Origin of the sequence: Streptomyces sp. OZ13, from assembly GCF_052068155.1 — a bacterium.
Lineage (GTDB): Bacteria > Actinomycetota > Actinomycetes > Streptomycetales > Streptomycetaceae > Streptomyces.
On the sequence record NZ_JBQHCZ010000001.1, the window covers coordinates 797,305 to 814,794 of the forward strand.

Annotated in this window: 14 protein-coding genes; 6 read left to right on the top strand and 8 right to left on the bottom strand. The window is 70.4% G+C overall.

Features of this window, described 5'->3' with window-relative positions:
• Positions 1 to 36: 36 nt before the first annotated feature.
• The 3 genes from ACTMTU_RS03570 to ACTMTU_RS03580 all read right to left on the bottom strand — a co-directional run bounded on the left by ACTMTU_RS03570 (position 37) and on the right by ACTMTU_RS03580 (position 2,825).
• Positions 37 to 1,113 carry a S1 family peptidase gene (locus ACTMTU_RS03570; protein ID WP_441261928.1) on the bottom strand — a complete coding sequence of 359 codons (1,077 nt, stop codon included), beginning with the start codon at positions 1,111 to 1,113 and terminating at the stop codon, positions 37 to 39.
• 131 nt (positions 1,114 to 1,244) lie between these two features.
• On the bottom strand, positions 1,245 to 2,246 hold the full coding sequence (sph, locus tag ACTMTU_RS03575) for a sphingomyelin phosphodiesterase (RefSeq protein WP_441261929.1): 1,002 nt from the start codon (positions 2,244 to 2,246) through the stop codon (positions 1,245 to 1,247).
• A 120-nt stretch (positions 2,247 to 2,366) separates the two neighbouring features.
• Entirely contained in the window at positions 2,367 to 2,825 is a 459-nt protein-coding gene (locus ACTMTU_RS03580; protein WP_441261930.1) for an N-acetyltransferase family protein, read from the bottom strand.
• A gap of 253 nt (positions 2,826 to 3,078) precedes the next feature.
• Between ACTMTU_RS03580 and ACTMTU_RS03585 the strand changes: the two genes are divergently transcribed.
• The 3 genes from ACTMTU_RS03585 to ACTMTU_RS03595 all read left to right on the top strand — a co-directional run bounded on the left by ACTMTU_RS03585 (position 3,079) and on the right by ACTMTU_RS03595 (position 5,058).
• Entirely contained in the window at positions 3,079 to 3,888 is an 810-nt protein-coding gene (locus ACTMTU_RS03585) for a helix-turn-helix domain-containing protein (RefSeq protein WP_441261931.1), read from the top strand.
• A complete protein-coding gene (locus ACTMTU_RS03590) occupies positions 3,885 to 4,091 on the top strand; it encodes a DUF397 domain-containing protein (protein WP_441261932.1) in 207 nt (68 codons plus the stop codon). Before ACTMTU_RS03585 ends, ACTMTU_RS03590 begins: the two co-directional genes overlap by 4 nt.
• A gap of 91 nt (positions 4,092 to 4,182) precedes the next feature.
• A complete protein-coding gene (locus ACTMTU_RS03595; RefSeq protein WP_441261933.1) occupies positions 4,183 to 5,058 on the top strand; it encodes an oxygenase MpaB family protein in 876 nt (291 codons plus the stop codon).
• Here the strand turns inward: ACTMTU_RS03595 and ACTMTU_RS03600 are convergent.
• The 4 genes from ACTMTU_RS03600 to ACTMTU_RS03615 form a co-directional block, all read right to left on the bottom strand.
• Positions 5,033 to 6,433: a GH1 family beta-glucosidase gene (locus ACTMTU_RS03600; protein WP_441261934.1), complete on the bottom strand. Its 1,401-nt coding sequence runs from the start codon at positions 6,431 to 6,433 to the stop codon at positions 5,033 to 5,035. The genes ACTMTU_RS03595 and ACTMTU_RS03600 overlap by 26 nt on opposite strands.
• Positions 6,434 to 6,482: 49 nt before the next feature.
• Positions 6,483 to 7,391 (bottom strand): carbohydrate ABC transporter permease, encoded by a 909-nt coding sequence (locus tag ACTMTU_RS03605; protein WP_441261935.1) that lies wholly within the window; start codon positions 7,389 to 7,391, stop codon positions 6,483 to 6,485.
• The gene (locus tag ACTMTU_RS03610; RefSeq protein ID WP_441261936.1) at positions 7,388 to 8,335 is read right to left on the bottom strand and encodes a carbohydrate ABC transporter permease; all 948 of its coding nucleotides are present in this window, start codon (positions 8,333 to 8,335) and stop codon (positions 7,388 to 7,390) included. The genes ACTMTU_RS03605 and ACTMTU_RS03610 overlap by 4 nt, the downstream gene beginning before the upstream one ends.
• A gap of 108 nt (positions 8,336 to 8,443) precedes the next feature.
• Complete coding sequence (locus ACTMTU_RS03615) at positions 8,444 to 9,748, bottom strand: ABC transporter substrate-binding protein (RefSeq protein WP_441261937.1); 1,305 nt, start codon at positions 9,746 to 9,748, stop codon at positions 8,444 to 8,446.
• Positions 9,749 to 9,989: 241 nt separating this feature from the next.
• Here ACTMTU_RS03615 and ACTMTU_RS03620 point away from each other — a divergent pair, with 241 nt between their 5' ends.
• Positions 9,990 to 12,767, top strand: coding sequence for a glycosyl hydrolase (locus ACTMTU_RS03620; protein WP_441261938.1), 2,778 nt, complete (start codon positions 9,990 to 9,992; stop codon positions 12,765 to 12,767).
• A gap of 37 nt (positions 12,768 to 12,804) precedes the next feature.
• Here the strand turns inward: ACTMTU_RS03620 and ACTMTU_RS03625 are convergent, their stop codons facing one another.
• Positions 12,805 to 13,830, bottom strand: a complete 1,026-nt coding sequence (locus ACTMTU_RS03625) for a LacI family DNA-binding transcriptional regulator (RefSeq protein WP_441261939.1) — start codon at positions 13,828 to 13,830, stop codon at positions 12,805 to 12,807.
• Positions 13,831 to 14,190: 360 nt separating this feature from the next.
• Here ACTMTU_RS03625 and ACTMTU_RS03630 point away from each other — a divergent pair, with 360 nt between their 5' ends.
• A complete protein-coding gene (locus ACTMTU_RS03630; RefSeq protein ID WP_441261940.1) occupies positions 14,191 to 15,477 on the top strand; it encodes a M14 family zinc carboxypeptidase in 1,287 nt (428 codons plus the stop codon).
• Positions 15,478 to 15,589: 112 nt separating this feature from the next.
• Entirely contained in the window at positions 15,590 to 17,356 is a 1,767-nt protein-coding gene (locus ACTMTU_RS03635; protein ID WP_441261982.1) for a BCCT family transporter, read from the top strand.
• Positions 17,357 to 17,490: the final 134 nt, after the last annotated feature.

Sequence of the window (17,490 nt, forward strand, 5' to 3'; positions counted from 1 at the left end):
CGGTGCGGGGCACGCCCTGGTGCGTGGCTCCGAAGGTCAGTAGACGGCGACGCCGTACGCGCTGAGCGCTTCCTTGACCGGCTGGTGCAGCGCGGAGCCGCTCGTTCCGGTGCAGCCCGCGCTGCCGGAGTGGATGCCCAGCGCCGTGGAGCCGGCGAAGTGGGCGCCGCCGCTGTCGCCGCCCGCGGAGCAGGCGGTGGTGCGCACGAGGTTGTACACCGGCCCGTCGCCGTAGTTCACGGTGACGTTCACAGCGGTCACCGTGCCGCTGGTGAGCCGGGTGGTGGAGCCGCTCTTGCGGATGGACTGGCCGACGATCGCGTCCGCCGCGGAGGTGATGTCCTGGTGGCTGCCGTTGTACAGGTTGACGTTGCCCGCCGGCAGGGAGCCGTCGGTGTAGCGGACGAGGCCGTAGTCGTTGGTCGGGAAGCTGGTGCCCTCCCGGGTGCCGATCGACGGCCCGCCGGAGGTGGCGGACCAGCTGCTCGCCGAGTTGGTGCAGTGCCCGGCGGTCAGGAAGTAACGGGTCGTCGACTTCGACACGTTGAAGGCGGCGGAGCAGCGGTAGCCGCCGCCGTAGAGCGCGTCGCCGCCCGCCACCTCCTTCTTGAACACGCCGGGGACGCGCTTGATGCTCACGGCGTCCCCGAGCTGGGCGGCGACCCCCCGCAGCTTCGCCATGGAGGCCGCGGACACGGTGCTGTCGGCCTCGACCGCGACCTTGTTGGTCGACGGGTCGATTCCCCACGAGGTCCCGGTGATCTTCGCCTTGGACTCCAGGGTGTTCATGGCGGCCCGCAGCTGAGCCATGCTCCGGGTGACGAGCTCGGCGCGGGCCCCGGTGAACCGCACCTCCTCCGCGGCCTCGGCGTCGATGACGGTCACCACGAGTTCGCCGCTGGCGGCGTCGAGGTACGAACCGGCGGTGCGGTCGCCGAGGTCGCGTTCGAGGGAGGTGTGCAGGGTGTACTGGGCGGGTGAGGCGGCGACGCCGGGGCTCGGGTTACCGGCGGCGTCGGCCTCGGCGGCGCCGGCCGTACCGGAGCCGAGGCCGACGGCGGTCAGGACCAGCAGGGCGGGAAGGCAGATGCGCGCGCGAAGCGTGCGTCTCATGGGGGCCTCTCCTTCATTCGAGTCCGTGGGGGGGGGTGCCTGACGGCAAAGTGGACTGGACCAGTCCGGAGTGCGGACTCAATGTGGCATGGCCCTGACACAGACACAAGACCGCCGTCGGCGGCTTGCGCCTACTGGCCGGAGGCAATCACCGGATAGTGGTCGCTGAGATTCGTGTACGTGTACGTGGTGCCCCAGCTGGAGACGGACCACGGCACACTGACCTCCTTGATCACCTCATTGGTCCAGCCGGAGGGCCTGGCGTGCCCCGCACGGTGCAGAACATGGTCGAGGTCCTCCCGCGGGTCGTCGGGGTAGCGCTCCGCCGCGATCGAGTTCTCCTCGGTGTCGAAGGAGTACGGGTGTCCGGTCCGCGCGTCCGCCCCGGCCAGGCCGGCGTCGGCAAGCATCGAGGTGTACTCGGCCGAGTGGGAGTCCACATTGAAGTCGCCCGCCACGACGACCTGTTCGGACGCCGGGATGTTCTTGGCGTCGAGGAAGGCGTCCATCGCCCGGAACTGACGGCTGCGCATCTCGGCCGCCTCGCCCGCGTCGCAGCCGGGGTCGGTGGACTGCGCGTGCGTCCCCACCACGTGCACCCTGGTGCCGTTCACATCGAGGACCGTGTAGACGAAGCCCTTGTTCGACCACCAGTCGGCGCCGCACGCGTCCTTGTAGACGTACTGCTCCTTGCGGACGATCGGCCATTTGCTGAGGACCGCGACCCCACCGTCCTCCGGGGTGGTCGAGGAGTACGAGCCGCCGGTCGCGTCCCAGCCGTCCTTGCTCCGGCCCATCACCGGCGTACGGTGCGGGTACTGGGCGGCGGCGTTGCGCAGCAGCGCGTCGGACGAGGAGTTGTCGAACGCCTCCTGGAGCACGACGACGTCGTTGCCCCGGAAGAAGGAGGCCGCCGGTATGGCAGCGGCCCGGTGGTCCTGGCCCCAGTTCGGGTAGAGGGACTTGCTGAACAGGAACGCGTTGTACGTGAGGACCTTCAGGCCCGGTGTCGCCCCGGCGGGCGCGGCCGAGGCCGTGGGTGCCGCGCCGGCGAGTGCGGTGGCGGCGAGCACGGCGGACAGGGCGGCGGACACGGCGGCGCCGGGGACACGGCGGAGCTCGATGTGCGGCACAGAATCTCCCGTTCATGGTGGGGGGTTCCACCGGTCGACGGACCGGCGCCGCACATCAAAGCAGCCGTAGTTACCTTCTGGTAATGGGTAGGTGCCCGCTTTCTGTCTCCCGGACGGCGGTCAGGGGCCGAGCGGGAGCTTGAAGCCCACATGCGAGCCGGTGAAGCCGAGTTGCTCGTAGAAGCGGTGGGCGTCGGGGCGGGCCGCGTCCGAGGTCAGCTGGACGAGTCGGCAGCCCTGCTTGCGGGATTCCTCGATCGCCCACTCCATCAGCAGCCGACCGAGACCCTGGCCGCGCTCCGAGCCGTGGACGCGTACGCCCTCGATGATCGAGCGGGTACTGCCGCGCCGCGACAGGCCGGGAACGACGGTCAGCTGGACGGTGCCGACGACGGTCCCGTCGCGCTCGGCCACCATCAGGAACTGGTTCGGATCGTTCCGGAGCCGCTCGTACGCCGTCCGATAGGGCTCCATGTCGTCGGGGGACTCCCGGGTCGCCCCCAACGGGTCGTCGGCGAGCATGGCCACGATGGCCGGGATGTCGTCCGCGACGGCGGACCTGATCACGATTTCCGTCATGTGGCGCAGGCTATCCGGGGCGCTGTGCGCCACCCGGCGCGGCCCTGGCCGCACCGCGGGAGCCCGGGCGGGCAGGGCAGGTCTGTACGGGAGTTGTACGGGTCGGCGGGCGTGTCCCGGGTATCGCGGACCCCGTTGAACCCTGGCCGAGTGCAATGGGGTTGGCGTGCGCTGGGTGCGAGCGGGGTGAACTCGGGGACGGAAGGGCGTGAGGACGGTGCGGGACACGCGGAACGGTCGCACAGCGGAGAACATGGGGAGCAGCGACCTGCCGGGGGCGTGGTCGGCGTACGGGCGGCTGCTCCAGCACTTGCGGAAGCGGGCCGGGTTGAACCAGCAGGCGCTCGGGGAGGCCATCGGTTACTCGCTGGAGCACGTGGCCTCGGTCGAGCAGGGGCGTCGGCCGGCGAAGGTGACCTTCACGGCGGCGGCGGACCGGGTGCTGGAGGCGCGGGGCGTGCTGGAAGTGCTCCAGGACGAGGTGGACCGGGCGAAGCTTCCGCAGTTCTTCCGCAACTTCGCGCTGATCGAGGCGGAGGTGGTGAGCCGCTTCTCGTACGACCCGCTGCTGGTACCGGGCCTGCTGCAGACGGAAGGTTACGCGCGGGCGGTGTTCGCGGGGCACTGCCCGCCACTGAGCGAGGAGATCATCGACCAGCACACGGAGGCCAGGCTGAGCCGGCAGAAGCTGCTGACACGGGTGCCGCTGGCGGAGCTGTCGTTCGTCATCGGCGAGGAAGCGCTGCGCGATCCGGTGGGCGATGCGGAAGTCATGCGTGGGCAGTGGCAGCGGCTTCAGGAGGTCGGCGCATTGAGGAACGTCGAGGTACAGGTCATGCCTGCGCGCCGTGGATTCCATCCGGGCAAGAACGGCCCGTTCGTTGTCGTGGAGTCGAAGGAGCACCGGCACTTCGGATACTTCGAGTCACAAGGAGTCGGGTGCCTGGTGCAAGATGCTGCCGAGGTCAGCGCCTTCGGTCTGCGCTATGGCAAGCTGCGGTCGCAGGCCCTGAACGTGGAGGAGTCTGCGCGGCTCATCGAGCGGATGGTTGGAGAGACATGAGCGTGGAGCAGGTGGCCGACAGCATGGACGGGCTCCCCTGGTTCAAGAGCAGCTACAGCGGATCCGACGGCGGCGACTGCGTGGAGGTGGCCGTCCGCCCGGGCGACGTGTACGTACGGGACTCCAAGGTGACGAATGACGGGCCCGTGCTGCGGGTCGGTCGGGACAAGTGGGCCGCTTTCGTGTCACTCGCCGCGGCGTAGGCGCCCTCGCGGTACCCCCGACGCCGGCCGGGTGCCTGCGGTGCGGGTCGCATACTGGGAGGTGACCGACCGGGCACACCCAGGAGAGCCGATGAGCCGCGCCACCAGCGACGAACCCCTGCCGCCTCCGCCCGGAGGCGTGCTCTGGGGCCTCGCCGGTGACGTCCGGGCCCTGCTGATGCTGCCCGCGGCGCTCACCATGCAGGTCGCCCATCCCGCCGTCGGCGCGGGTGTCGACGAGCACTCCGTCTTCCGCACCGACCCCTGGGGCCGCGGCGAAAGGTCCCTGCGCTCGCTCCAGCTGTGGATCTACGGCGGCGAGGCGGCCGCCGCGGAGGGCCGCAGGCTCCGCGAACTGCACCGCACCATCCAGGGCACCGACGCGCACGGCCGCCGCTACCACGCGCTGAGTCCGGCCTACTACTCCTGGGTCCACGCCACCGGCTTCCCCGTGTACCGGCACGCCGCCCGGTACCTGGTGCGTGAACTCACCGAGGCCGAGGAGCGGCAGCTGTACGCGGAATGGCTCCAGGTCGGCCGGATACTCGGCATCCACGACCGGGACATGCCGCAGACGATCGAGGAGTTCTGGCCCTACTACCGCAAGATCCTGGCGGACGAACTCGAGGCCACCGTCGTCGTACGGGAACTGGTGGACGTGGACCAGCCCGTCCCGCCGCCCGACCGGGGACCGCGGGCAGTCCGAGCGGCGCTGCGCGCACTGTGGCCACTGCTGCGCCCGCCGCTGGCCCGGTTCCGCCGGTTCATGACCATCGGACTGATGCCGCCGGACGCCCGAGAGGCCATCGGCCTGCCCTGGACCGACATGCAGGAGCGCCGGCTGCGGCGCTTCGCCCGGGTCGTACGGGCCGTGGTTCCCGTACTCCCCGAGCGGCTGCGCTACCTGCCCCTGGCCCGCGAGGCGCGCCGGGCGGAGCGGCTCAGACCAGGCCCCCACGCTCGATGACGGACGCGTACCAGCGCGCACTGTCCTTGAACGTGCGGCGCTGGGTGGCGAAGTCGACGTGCACGATGCCGAACCGCTTGCTGTAGCCGTACGCCCACTCGAAGTTGTCGAGCAGCGACCAGAGGAAGTAGCCGCGCACGTCGGCGCCGTCCGCGATCGCCCGGTGCACCGCCGACAGATGTGCGTGCAGGTAGGCCACCCGCTCGGGGTCCTTCACCTCGCCGGACGGGTCGGCGTAGTCGTCGTACGCGGCGCCGTTCTCGGTGATCACCAGGGGTACACCCGGCAGGTCGTCGCGCAGCCGGATCAGCAGCTCGTGCAGCCCGTCGGCGTCCACCGGCCAGTCCATCGCGGTGCGCGGACCGGGCGCGGGCAGGAAACGGACGTGCTGCTCGGCGCCCGCCCACGGGGAGGGGGCCGCGGCGCCGGAACCCGCGGCGACGACGGTGGGGGAGTAGTAGTTGATGCCCAGCGAGTCGATCGGCGTGGAGGTCACGTCCAGGTCCCCGTCGAGGACGAACGACCAGTCGGTGACCGGCGCGGTGTCCCTGACGAGGTCCTCGGGCAGCCGGCCGCGGAAGACGGGGTCGAGGAAGATGCGGTTGCCCACCGCGTCGATACGGCGGGCCGCGTCCAAGTCTGCGGCCGAGTCGGAATGCGCCCGCACGGCATGGAGGTTGAGTGTCAGCGACACCTCGGCGGACGGCGGCAGCTCGGCGCGCAGCACCTGCGCGGCCCAGCCGTGCGCCAGGTTCAGATGGTGCGCCGCGCGCAGCGACGCCAGGGGAGAGGTGCGGCCGGGTGCGTGCTCCCCGCTGCCGTAGCCGAGGAAGGCGGCGCACCACGGCTCGTTGAGCGTCGTCCAGGTCGCGACCCGGTCGCCGAGCGCCTCGGCCATGATCCCCGCGTACTCGCCGAAGCGCTGCGCGGTCTCCCGCTGCGGCCAGCCGCCCGCGTCCTCCAGCTCCTGCGGCAGGTCCCAGTGGTAGAGCGTGGCGACCGGGCGGATGCCGGCGCCGCGCAGCTCGTCGACGAGCCGGCGGTAGAAGTCGAGGCCCTTCTGCACGGCGGGACCGCGGCCGGTGGGCTGCACCCGCGGCCACGCGATCGAGAACCGGTAGTCGGTGACACCGAGGCGACGCATGAGGGCGACGTCCTCGTGCATCCGGTGGTAGTGGTCGGCGGCGATGTCGCCGGTGTCGCCGTTGCGGACCTTTCCCGGGGTACGGCTGAACGTGTCCCAGATGGAGGGCGTGCGGCCGTCCTCGGCGGCCGCGCCCTCGATCTGGTAGGCGGCGGTGGCGGTGCCCCAGCGGAACCCGGCGGGGAACCGGAGTGTCGTCGTGGCGTCGGGGCGTGCGTCGAGCGCGGTCATGAGGTGGAACTCCCAAGGAGTGAGACGTCGGTGCGGAGGCGTGGATCGGTCAGCCCTTGACCGCGCCCTGCATGATGCCGCCGACGATCTGGCGGCCGAGCAGGCCGAAGACCAGCAGCACCGGGAGCGTGCCCAGCAGGGTGCCCGCCATGATCACGGACTGGTCGTGGACGTAGCCGCCGCCGAGCTGGCGCAGCGCCACCTGGACGGTCGGTTCCTGCGAGGAGAGCGCGACGATCGGCCAGAAGAAGTCGTTCCAGGCGGCCATGAAGGTCAGCATGCCGAGCACGGCCATGCCGGGCCGCGCGATCGGCACCACGATCGACCAGAAGATCCTGGCGGTGGAGGCGCCGTCCACGCGGGCCGCTTCGATCAGTTCGTCCGGCAGCGACTGCACGAGGTACTGACGCATGAAGAAGACACCGAAGGCGGACACCAGCCCGGGCAGGATCACCGCCTGGAGCTGGTTCACCCACTGGAGTTCGGCGATCAGCATGAACAGCGGGATGACGCCCAGCTGCGGCGGGATCATCATGGTGCCGACCGTGATCGCGAGCAGTGCGCCACGGCCGCGGAAGCGCAGTTTGGCGAAGGCGAAACCGGCGAGCGTGCAGCACAGAACGGTGCCGACGGTGATGGAGCCGGAGACGATGAAGGAGTTGATCAGCGCCTTGCCGATGTCCGCCTCCTCCATCACCGCCTCGAAGCTGCGGATCAGGTTGGAGCCGGGCAGCAGCGTCGGCGGGACCTTCGCCAGGTCGGCATTGGAGCGGCTGGCGGCGACGATCGTCCAGTAGAACGGGAAGGCGGAGACCAGCACGGCGGCGATCAGGATGGCGTAGGCGAGCTTGCCGCCCTTCATCGTGCGGCCCGCGCCCGACTTCCGCCCGCGGCGCCCCGGCACCTGCGCCTTCTCGGTGGCCGGCTGCTTCGTCGGCGGTTCGGCGAGCGCGGTCATCGGCCGGCCTCCTTGCGGGAACGACGGCGCGCGATCAGGGCGTTGGCCCCGACGAGCACCAGGATCAGCAGGAACATCACCCAGGCGATGGCGGCGGCACGGCCCAGGTGGAAGAAGCCCCAGCCCTGCTCGTACATGTACAGACCGAGCGTCTGGTACTGGTGCGAGATGCCGCCGGAGATGGAGCCCTCGAACAGCAGCGGCTCACCGAAGAGCTGGGTCGCGCCGATCGTGGAGACGACCACGGTGAACAGGATCGTGGGGCGCAGTCCCGGGAGCGTGACGTGGAAGAACTGCCGCCACCGTGAGGCGCCGTCGACCTCCGCCGCCTCGTACAGCTCGCTCGGGATGGACTGCATGCCCGCCAGATAGATCAGCGCGTTGTAACCGGTCCAGCGCCAGATGACGATGGTGGAGACGGCGATCTGCGAGGCGACGGTGCCGGTCTGCCAGTCGACCGGGCCGAAACCGACCAGTCCCAGCACATAGTTGATGAGTCCGAAGTCGCGGCCGAACAACTGGGCGAAGACGAGCGTGGCGGCGGCCACGGAGGTGGCGTACGGCAGCAGCATCGCGGTCCGCAGGAAGGTACGGCCACGCAGCCGGTAGTTGAGCAGGTGGGCCAGGCCCAGTGCCATCACCAGCTGCGGCACGGTGGAGAGGACGCCGATGGTGAACGTGTTGCGCAGCGCGGTCCAGAAGAACTCGTCGCCGAAAAGCGCGGTGTAGTTGCCGAGCCCGCGCCACTCCATGTCGCCCGGCGTCTGGAGCTCCACCCGGTAGAGCGAGACGAACGCCGTGTAGATCAGCGGGAAGAGCCCGAAGGCGGCGAACAGCGTGAAGAACGGGGCTATGTAGGCGTACGGCGAGACCTTGCGCCAGGCGCGCCGCACGGCCGGCGGCCGGGGCGGCGAGACCGGCTTCGCGGAAGCGGTGAGGGTCACGGTGCGGCCCTTCGAGGATGAGTCGGTACGGGGCGGGGGCCTTCGGGCCGGGCCGGTGCGGGGAGTGGTCGGGATGCGGACCGGCCCGAAGGAGCTGCTCGGCGGGCGTCAGCCGATGGTGTTCTCGACGCCCTTCTTCGCGTTCCCCCACGCCTTCTCGGACGAGATGCCCTTGCGTTCGACCTCGCTCAGCGCGTTGGTGATCTGCTGGTTGACGTTCTGGTCGTGCACACCGAGGACCTGGACCGGGGCCGCCTTGGCCGCGTCACCGAAGATCTGCCCGATCGGCGCGCCGGAGAAGTAGGGGTCGGTGGCGCCGGCGACCTTCTCGATCGCGCCGGTGGAGGAGGGGAAGTTGCCCTGCTTCTGGAAGAGCTTGGCCTGCTGCTCGGGGGCGGTGAGCCACTGGATCAGCTCGTACGCCTCCTTCTTGTGCTTGGCCGCGCGCGGCACGGAGAGGTAGGAGCCGCCCCAGTTGCCCGCGCCGCCGGGCAGCTTCGCGATGTCCCACTTGCCCTTGCCCGAGTCACCGGCCTGGCCCTTGATGTAGCCGAGCATCCAGGCGGGGCAGGGGATGGTGGCGAAGGAACCGGCGGCGAAGGCCTGGTTCCACTGCGGAGACCACTGGTCGAGCTTGGCGCTCAGGTCGCTCTCGGCCGCCTTGACGGACGTGTCCCATGCGGTCTTCAGGGCCGGGTTGGTCTCCCAGATCAGCTTTCCGGAGGCATCGTAGTAACGCTCCTCCTCCTGGCCGATCATGATGGAGAAGAGGCTGCCGACGCTGTCCAGCCAGGCGCTCTTGGCGGGTGCCTTGGCCTTGTACTGCTTGCCCAGCTCGAGGTAGCCGTCCCAGGTCGACCACTTCTTCGCGAGTTCCTCGCGGTCGGTGGGCAGCCCGGCCTGCTTGAACAGGTCGGTGCGGTAGCACATGGCCTCGGGGCCCACGTCCGTGCCGAGACCGAGGACGGCGCCGTCCTTCGTCGTGGCGGCGGCCCACTTGGCGTCCGCGAACTGGCTCTTCAGCTTGTCCGCGCCGTACTTCTTCAGGTCCTCGAACTTGTCGGCCTGCTGCTGGGTGACCGACGCGATCCGGCCGACCTCGATGCCCTGGACGTCCGCGAGACCGCCGCCGCCGGCCAGCCGGGTCTGCAACGACTTCCAGTAGTCGGCCTCGTCCTCGGTGTCGGTCTGCTTGATCGTGATGTTCGGGTGCAGCTTCTGGTACTCCGCGTAGAGGCCGGCCTCCTTGTAGCCGAAGGAACCGAAGAGGTCGACGGTGAGCGTGACCTTCCCGCCCTCGCCGTCGGAGGCCGTGTCCGAGGAGCCGGACCCGCAGGCGGCGAGCAGGGCCCCGGCGAGCGTGACCGCACCCAGGCGGACGGCGGCCCTTCTGGCGGCTCTGGCTATGGGCATGGGAAGCCTCCCTTGGCTTCGGGGTGGGACGAGAACGCTTGAGAGCGCTCTCAAATATGCGCTTGGAGCGTGCCCTCAGGTGACTCTTCGCGTCAAGACTCGAAGACATAACGGTCTGGACTCGGGTATCAACTGCCAGCTGTGTTCGGTCTATTGACACTTGTGTTTCGGGGGTTTTACGTTTCGGCCATCTGAGAGCGCTCTCAGCCACCCCTACCCGTGATGACTTGAGGTGCCGTTCATGCCAGCCTCCCGCACCAGGCCGGCCGCCGCGCTGGTCCTGGCCTCAGCCCTGGCCGCTGTCGGCCTGGGCCCGGCCGCCGCACCCGCGGCCGCCGCCACCGTCCCCGTAGGCTCCGGCAGCTACTCCGACACCCGCCCCGCCGGCACGTCCGGACCGACCACCAACACCGGAGCCCCGGTCACCCCCAAGGTCACCGCCGCGGCCAAGAGCCGGCCGGTGCCCACCAACGACTGGTGGTCCTCCCTCGCCTTCCAGCGCTACGGCGACAACCCGTACTCGACCCCCATGTACGGGCACCCCCTCACCTACCAGGCCACCGCCGGCGGGCTCGACGTGGGCTACCCCACCACCCCCGCGATCGTCGGCGACGGCCGGCAGTACGAGTTCGCCCACAAGCGCGACCTCACCATCGGCCTGACCGGCCTCAACTCGCCGGACACCAAGGCCGACGACTGGTCCGACTGGACCGTCACCCCCTACTGGTCCGACGGCACCCGCACCCTGCGGACCACCATCGGCCACGGCATGCCGTTCGTATACGCCAAGGGCTCCGGCGGGAACGCGCAGATCACCACCGCCGCCGCGCCCGCCGTCTTCGCCGACCAGGGCAACGTCCTCGGCATCACCGTCGCCGGACACCACTACGCCCTCTTCGCCCCGACCGGCAGCGACTGGAACATCTCCGGATCCACGCTCACCGCGGGCCTCGGCTCCAAGGACTACTTCTCCGTGGCCGTCCTGCCCTCCACGGGGGCGCTCGCGACGTACAAGAAGTACGCCTACAGCTTCGTCACCGGCTCCCAGGCCGCGTGGAGCTACACCGGCGGCACGGTCAAGGCCACGTACACGCTCACCACGGAGGCCAAGGAGGGAACCGAGCGCGGCACACTCCAGGCCCTCTACCGCCACCAGTGGCTGAACACCACGGACCCGCTGACGACCCACACCTACGTCTCGCCGCGCGGCACCATGAAGGTGCGGGAGTCCGCATCCTTCACCACCAGCCAGAAGGCCTCCCCGGTGCTGCCGGCCCTGCCGAAGTCGGACGCCGTCGACACGGCCCGGTTGCGCGGCTATCTGAACGAGGTCGCGAGCGCCTCCGACCCGTTCTCAGGCGCCACCGACACGTACTGGACCGGCAAGGCGCTCGGCCGTCTCGCCCAGCTCGTGCCCGTGGCCGAGCAGATCGGTGAGACCGGTGCCCGCGACAAGCTCCTCGGCCTGATCAAGGGCAGGCTCCAGGACTGGTTCACCGCGGGCGGCGCGAACGAGTTCAGCTACGACAGGGAGTGGAAGACCCTCACCGGCTACCCGGCCTCCTACGGCAGCGACACCGAGCTCAACGACCACCACTTCCACTACAGCTACTACGTGTACGCCGCGGCGATCGTCGCCCAGTACGACCAGGCCTGGGCCGCCGACTCCGCCTGGGGCGGGATGGTCAAGACCCTGGTGCGGGACGCCGCCAACGCGAGCCGCACCGACACGGCCTTCCCCTTCCTGCGCGGCTTCGACATCTACGCCGGGCACAGCTGGGCCTCCGGCCACCAGGGCTTCGCCGCCGGCAACAACCAGGAGTCCTCCTCCGAGTCCACCAACCTCAGCGCCGCCCTGGTCCTGTGGGGTTCGGCCACCGGTGACACCGCGCTGCGCGACCTCGGCACGTATCTGCTGACCACGGAGGCGGAGTCGATCGCCCAGTACTGGTTCGACGCCGACGAGCAGGTCTTCCCGTCCTCCTTCGGCCACGACACGGCCGGCATGGTCTGGGGCAGCGGCGCCGCCTACGCCACCTGGTGGACCGCCAACCCGGAGGAGATCCACGGCATCAACGTCCTCCCCGTGACCGGAGGTTCGCTCCACCTCGGTGGGGAGAAGGCCGCGATCCGGCGCAACATCGCAGAGATGGAGCGCGAGAACGGCGGCCCGGCCGTCGAGTGGCGCGACATCCTCTGGGAGTTCCAGTCGCTGGCCGATCCCGCCGCGGCCAAGGCCAAGTGGGACGCGGGCCACGCCGGCTACACCCCTGAGCAGGGCGAGTCCAAGGCCCACACGTACCACTGGATCTCCACCCTCGACCGGCTGGGCGCGCCCGACACCACGGTGACCGGCAACATCCCGACGTCCGCTGTCTTCACGAAGGGCACCACACGGATCTACGCCGCGCACAACCACGGCGCCACGGCCCGCACGGTGACCTTCTCCGACGGCAAGACCCTCTCCGTGCCCGCCCGTTCCACCGCGACCGGCACCGGGACCGGCGGCGGCGAGCCCGACCCCGACCCGGATCCGCCGACCGGCAACACGTTCCAGCTGCGCAGCGGAGGCACGCTGACCACGGCCACCGGTGGCACGGCGGGCAGCGACACCATCGCCTCCGCCGGCGGCGCCAACCACGACGGCACCCCGCACCAGCCGCTCGTCTACGAGATCCGGGGCGTCAACGGCACCGTCACCCCGGGCGCGTCCACCGCCTTCCGCCTCCAGGTCGACGCGGGCAGCACGGTCGGACTCGGCCAGCAGGCGCGCATCAGCTACGACCTCACCGGCGACGGCACCTTCGAACGGACGGAGACGTACCACTACTTCGCGACCGACCCGGTCACCGGCTGGGAGGAGTACGCACACTCCCGCGGCCTCAAGGCCTCCACCGGGACGCTCGGCAACCTCAACGGCGGCACCGTGCGCCTCGAGGTGTGGAGCGCCATCGGCAACGGCACCGCCAAGCTCCAGACCGGGACCGACAAGTCGGTGCTGGTGATCCCCTACAGCTGAACCGCTCCCCCCACAGGAACGCGGCGGGCGTCGGAGGTCAGGCCGATGCCCGCCGCACCAGTGTCGTCGGGGTAATGACGGACGCGGGGGCGTCGCCGCCCGCCTCGTTCAGCAGCCTCATCAGCAGCCGGACCATCAGCCTGCCCATGCCCTCGACGTCCTGGCGCACCGTGGTCATGGGCGGCTCCGTCGTCCCGACGACCGAGGCCATGTCGTCGAACCCGACCAGGGCCACGTCCTCCGGTACCCGGACGCCGCGCTCACGCAGGGTGCGCAGCGCGCCCGACGCCATCAGGTCGTTGGAGACGAAGACGCCGTCCACGTCCGGGCGGCGGTCGAGCAGCTCGGCCATCGCCCGGGCGCCGCTCTCCTCGGTGAAGTCGCCCTGGCAGAAGAGGCCGGGGTCGGCGTCCACCAGGACGTCGTGGTAGCCGTCTATGCGGTCCAGCGCGGAGGTCTGGTCGCGGGGGCCGGCGATGTGCGCGATGTTCCTGCGGCCCAGCGAGACCAGATGACGCACCGCCTCCCGGGCGCCGCCGCGGTTGTCGGCGTCCACGTAGGGCACGGCCAGGTCGGAACCGGCGGCAGGACGCCCGCCGAAGACCGTGGGGATCTTCGTCCTGCTGATGAGCGCGGGCAGTCGGTCGTCGTTGTGGAGGGAGAAGGCGAGCGCGCCGTCGACGTGCCCGCCGCCGAGGTAGCGGGCGATCCGGTCATGGTCTCCGGGGCCCTCCACCCACAGCAGCACCAGCTGGGAGTCGTGCGCCGTGAGCTCACGGCTGATTCCCCGGACCTGTTGCTCGAAGAAGGGGTCGGAGAAGATCCGGAACTCCGGCTCCGCGATGATCACCGCCACCGCGCCGTTGCGCCGGGTGACCAGGGTGCGCGCCGCGTGGTTCGGTACGTAGCCGAGCTCCTCGACCGCCCTGCGCACCTTGTCGACCAGGGGTGCGCGCACGCCCGCACCCCCGTTGACGACCCGGGAGGCCGTGGCACGGGAGACGCCAGCGCGCGCCGCGACGGCTTCCAGGGTGGGGCGGGACCCCGTGGTCTGCTCGGTCAAGGCGGGTGCTCCTCGTCTGCTCCGGTGCTCCGGCACGCCGGTCGGTGGCATGATCCGATGCCGACAGGATATCCGCCCCGGCCGACAGTCTGAGAGCGCTCCCAGTGCGGCACCCCCTGGTCCACGGCCCGGGCCGTGCCCGGCGGCACGGCGGAGCGTGGATGCCGGCCACACCGTGCCAAGACATGCAGACTGTGTCCGGACGGGACATCTGCCGTGAGCCGGACGGACGGGCCGGCCCCAAGCACACCACGGGCAGCCGTCGTTGACCGCCCCCTGTCGCGGCGCAGCCGGCCGGAGTACGTTTCCGGGGCCATGCCGATACGTGTACCGGACCGGATCCCCGGAGGCAGTATCCGAATGACGACCCGAATCCGTGTCCGCACGCTCGCCCTGACGGCAGCCGCCGCAGCGCTCGCGGTGCCCCTGGTCACCGGCCCCGCCGAAGCGGCGTACACCACACCCCGTACCGGCTTCGAGAACAGCGGCGGCTCGCGCTGGACCGGTGAGGAGGAGGAACGGGCCTTCCTCGCCGCCGTCGACCGCGCCGCTGAACGGATGTCCGTCGAGCAGATCGGCACGACCGCACAGGGCCGTCCGCTGCGGCTCGTCCACCTCGGTAACGAGACGTCCCCGCACACGGTGCTGCTGATCTGCAGTCAGCACGGCGACGAGCCGGCAGGCCGCGAAGCCTGCCTGACCACCGTCCGCGACCTCGCGTTCGCCCGCGACGAGGCGACCCGCCGGCTGCTGTCGCGCACACGCCTGCTCGTCCTGCCCACCGCCAATCCCGACGGCCGTGCCGCCGGCACCCGGGGCAACGCGGACGGCGTCGACGTCAACCGCGACCACATCGCGCTGAAGACCGCGGAAGGGCGGGCCGTCGCGGCCGTCATCCGCGACCGGCAGCCGGACATCCTCTACGACCTGCACGAGTACGGCGCCACACCGCCCTACTACGACAAGGACCTCTTCGACCTGTGGCCCCGGAACCTGAACACCGACGCCGCCGTGCACCATGAGGCGCGGACCCTGTCCGGGACCTACGTCCGGCCCGCTGCGAACCGTGCGGGCCACTCCACCGGCACCTACGGCATCTGGACGGACCCCGTCACCGGCGAGCCCCTCCGGCAGACCGCGGGCGACGGACAGGAGCGCATCCTGCGCAACGCCGGCGGTCTCAAGCACGCGGTGGGACTGCTGATCGAGAGCCGCGTCGACGCACTGACCCCGCAGGAGAAGGCCGACCCGGCGCTCAATCACCGTCGCCGGGTGAGCAGCCAGCTCTCCGCTCTGAGCGGCCTGTTCGCCTTCAGTGCCGAGCGGCTCGGCCGGATCGAGGCCGCCACCGCAGCGGCCCGTCGCGCGGGCTTCGCGGACCGCGGGCCGGTGTACCTGGGCGGCGCCGACAACGACCCGGCGGGACCGGACGAGACGATCGCGGACCCGCCGTGCGCCTACCGTCTCGACGCCGGCCGGTACGCAGAGGTCAAGGACGAACTCGCTCTCCACGGCGTCTTCGCCAGGCCCGTCGCCGACGGCGCCCTCGTACCGCTGCGACAGCCCCTGCGGAACCTGGTCCCGCTGCTGCTCGACACTCGTGCGGCCTATCGCATCATCACGGGAGAACCGGTGGAAGCCTGTTGATACCGGGAGGAGTGTGACTCGTGTGGTAGGGGGTAGCGGGGAGTGAAATCAGGCTCCGCGGAATCATGAAAGGTGCCCCGTGTCGCGCGACGTAGAAAAGCCGGGCAAACGGCTGTGGTATCCCGTCAAGGCGGCGCTACCGGGCCGCCATCCGCACGAAGACAGAGCACCCGTCACGGACCGGGTGGTGTTCGGCGTGACGGCGGTGCTCACACTCGCCTTCGTGTTCTGGGGCTCGGTGTTCACGGAGACGCTGGAGAGCGCCTCCGACACCTTGCTGAACGGCCTGATGCACAACGGCGGCTGGGCGTTCGTCCTGGCCGCCTCGGGCTTCGTGGTCTTCGCCCTCTGGCTCGCCATCAGCCGCTACGGCCGGATCCCGCTCGGACAGGAGCACGAGGGACCGGAGTTCCGCACCGTCTCCTGGGTCGCGATGATGTTCAGCGCGGGCATGGGCATCGGCCTGATGTTCTACGGAGTCAGCGAACCGCTCGCGCACTACACGACGCCGCCGCCGGGCACCGACCCGATCGACTCGGCGGACGCGATGGAGACGGCCCTCGCGACCACACTCTTCCACTGGACCCTGCACCCGTGGGCGATCTACGCGGTGGTCGGCCTCGCCATCGCCTACAGCACTTTCCGGCGCCGCAGGCGGCAGAACATCAGCGCCGTCTTCGAGCCGCTGATGGGCAAGAAGCGGGCAGAGGGAGCTCCGGGCCGGGTGATCGACGTCCTGGCGATCTTCGCCACGCTCTTCGGCTCCGCGACGTCGCTGGGCCTCGGCGCCCTGCAGATCGGCAGCGGGTTCCAGGAACTCGGCTGGATGGAGAAGGCCGGTACGGGACTGCTCATCTCCATCATCGCGGTGCTGACCGTGTGCTTCGTGGTCTCGGCCGTGTCGGGTGTGGAGCGGGGCATCCAGTGGCTGTCCAACACCAACATGGTGCTGGCGATCGTGCTCGCCCTCTTCGTCTTCGTCGCCGGACCCACCATCCTCGTACTGGATCTGATTCCCACCTCGCTCGCCTCCTACTTCGAAGAACTGCCGCAGCTCGCGGGCCGGACGGAGGCGGCGACCGGCGGCGGTGACGTCGCGGACTGGCTGAGCAGCTGGACGGTCTTCTACTGGGCCTGGTGGATCTCGTGGACGCCGTTCGTCGGCATGTTCATCGCGCGCATCAGCCGCGGCCGCACCATCCGTCAGTTCGTCGGCGGCGTCATCCTGGTGCCGAGCACGGTCAGCCTGGTCTGGTTCGCCGTCTTCGGCGGCACCGCGATGAAGCTTCAGGAACAGCGCAGGCTGGGCGACGAGACGACACCGGAGGGTCAGCTCTTCGGCGTGCTCCAGGAGTTCCCGATCGCCTCGGTGATGAGCCTCCTGGTGATGATCCTCGTCGGCATCTTCTTCGTGTCGGGCGCAGACGCCGCGTCGATCGTGATGGGCACGCTGTCCCAGAAGGGCACCTTCGAACCGGCGCGGGTCGTCGTCATCTTCTGGGGCGTGGTGACCGGCGCGGTGGCCGCCGTGATGCTGCTCGTCGGCGAGGGCAAGGGGGACGCGCTCGCCGGCCTTCAGCACTTGACGATCCTTGTCGCGGCGCCGTTCGTGCTGGTGATGATCGGTATGTGCGTGGCCCTCATGCGCGACCTGCGCCAGGACCCGCTGATCGTCCGGGGCGAGATCGCCGAGGAGGCGGTGGAGACCGCGGTGATCGCGGGACACGAGAAGTACGCGGGCGAGTTCGAGATCCGCATCGGCCCGGGAACCGGCCCGGAGGCGGGCCAGATCCCCGTCGAGGAGGAGACCCCGCCGGAATCGGACGAGGACCCGGAACGACGCAAGGCGCCCGGACCAGGGCTGACGAATCCGGCCTGACCGGGAGGCACCGGCGCGGGCGGCAGTGACCGCGGGCGACGAGGAAGACCGTGGGTCACGGGTGTGGGTCACGCCCCCGTGGCCCGCGGCGCTTCCGGTTGCCCGCCCCAAGGCCTCGCCGCCGACGAACTCCC

Coding starts and splice junctions, on each gene's coding strand:
- ACTMTU_RS03570 (WP_441261928.1), bottom strand. CDS start 1,113: ATGAGACGCACGCTTCGCGCGCGCATCTGCCTTCCCGCCCTGCTGGTC.
- ACTMTU_RS03580 (WP_441261930.1), bottom strand. CDS start 2,825: ATGACGGAAATCGTGATCAGGTCCGCCGTCGCGGACGACATCCCGGCC.
- ACTMTU_RS03585 (WP_441261931.1), top strand. CDS start 3,079: ATGGGGAGCAGCGACCTGCCGGGGGCGTGGTCGGCGTACGGGCGGCTG.
- ACTMTU_RS03590 (WP_441261932.1), top strand. CDS start 3,885: ATGAGCGTGGAGCAGGTGGCCGACAGCATGGACGGGCTCCCCTGGTTC.
- ACTMTU_RS03595 (WP_441261933.1), top strand. CDS start 4,183: ATGAGCCGCGCCACCAGCGACGAACCCCTGCCGCCTCCGCCCGGAGGC.
- ACTMTU_RS03600 (WP_441261934.1), bottom strand. CDS start 6,433: ATGACCGCGCTCGACGCACGCCCCGACGCCACGACGACACTCCGGTTC.
- ACTMTU_RS03605 (WP_441261935.1), bottom strand. CDS start 7,391: ATGACCGCGCTCGCCGAACCGCCGACGAAGCAGCCGGCCACCGAGAAG.
- ACTMTU_RS03615 (WP_441261937.1), bottom strand. CDS start 9,748: ATGCCCATAGCCAGAGCCGCCAGAAGGGCCGCCGTCCGCCTGGGTGCG.
- ACTMTU_RS03620 (WP_441261938.1), top strand. CDS start 9,990: ATGCCAGCCTCCCGCACCAGGCCGGCCGCCGCGCTGGTCCTGGCCTCA.
- ACTMTU_RS03630 (WP_441261940.1), top strand. CDS start 14,191: ATGACGACCCGAATCCGTGTCCGCACGCTCGCCCTGACGGCAGCCGCC.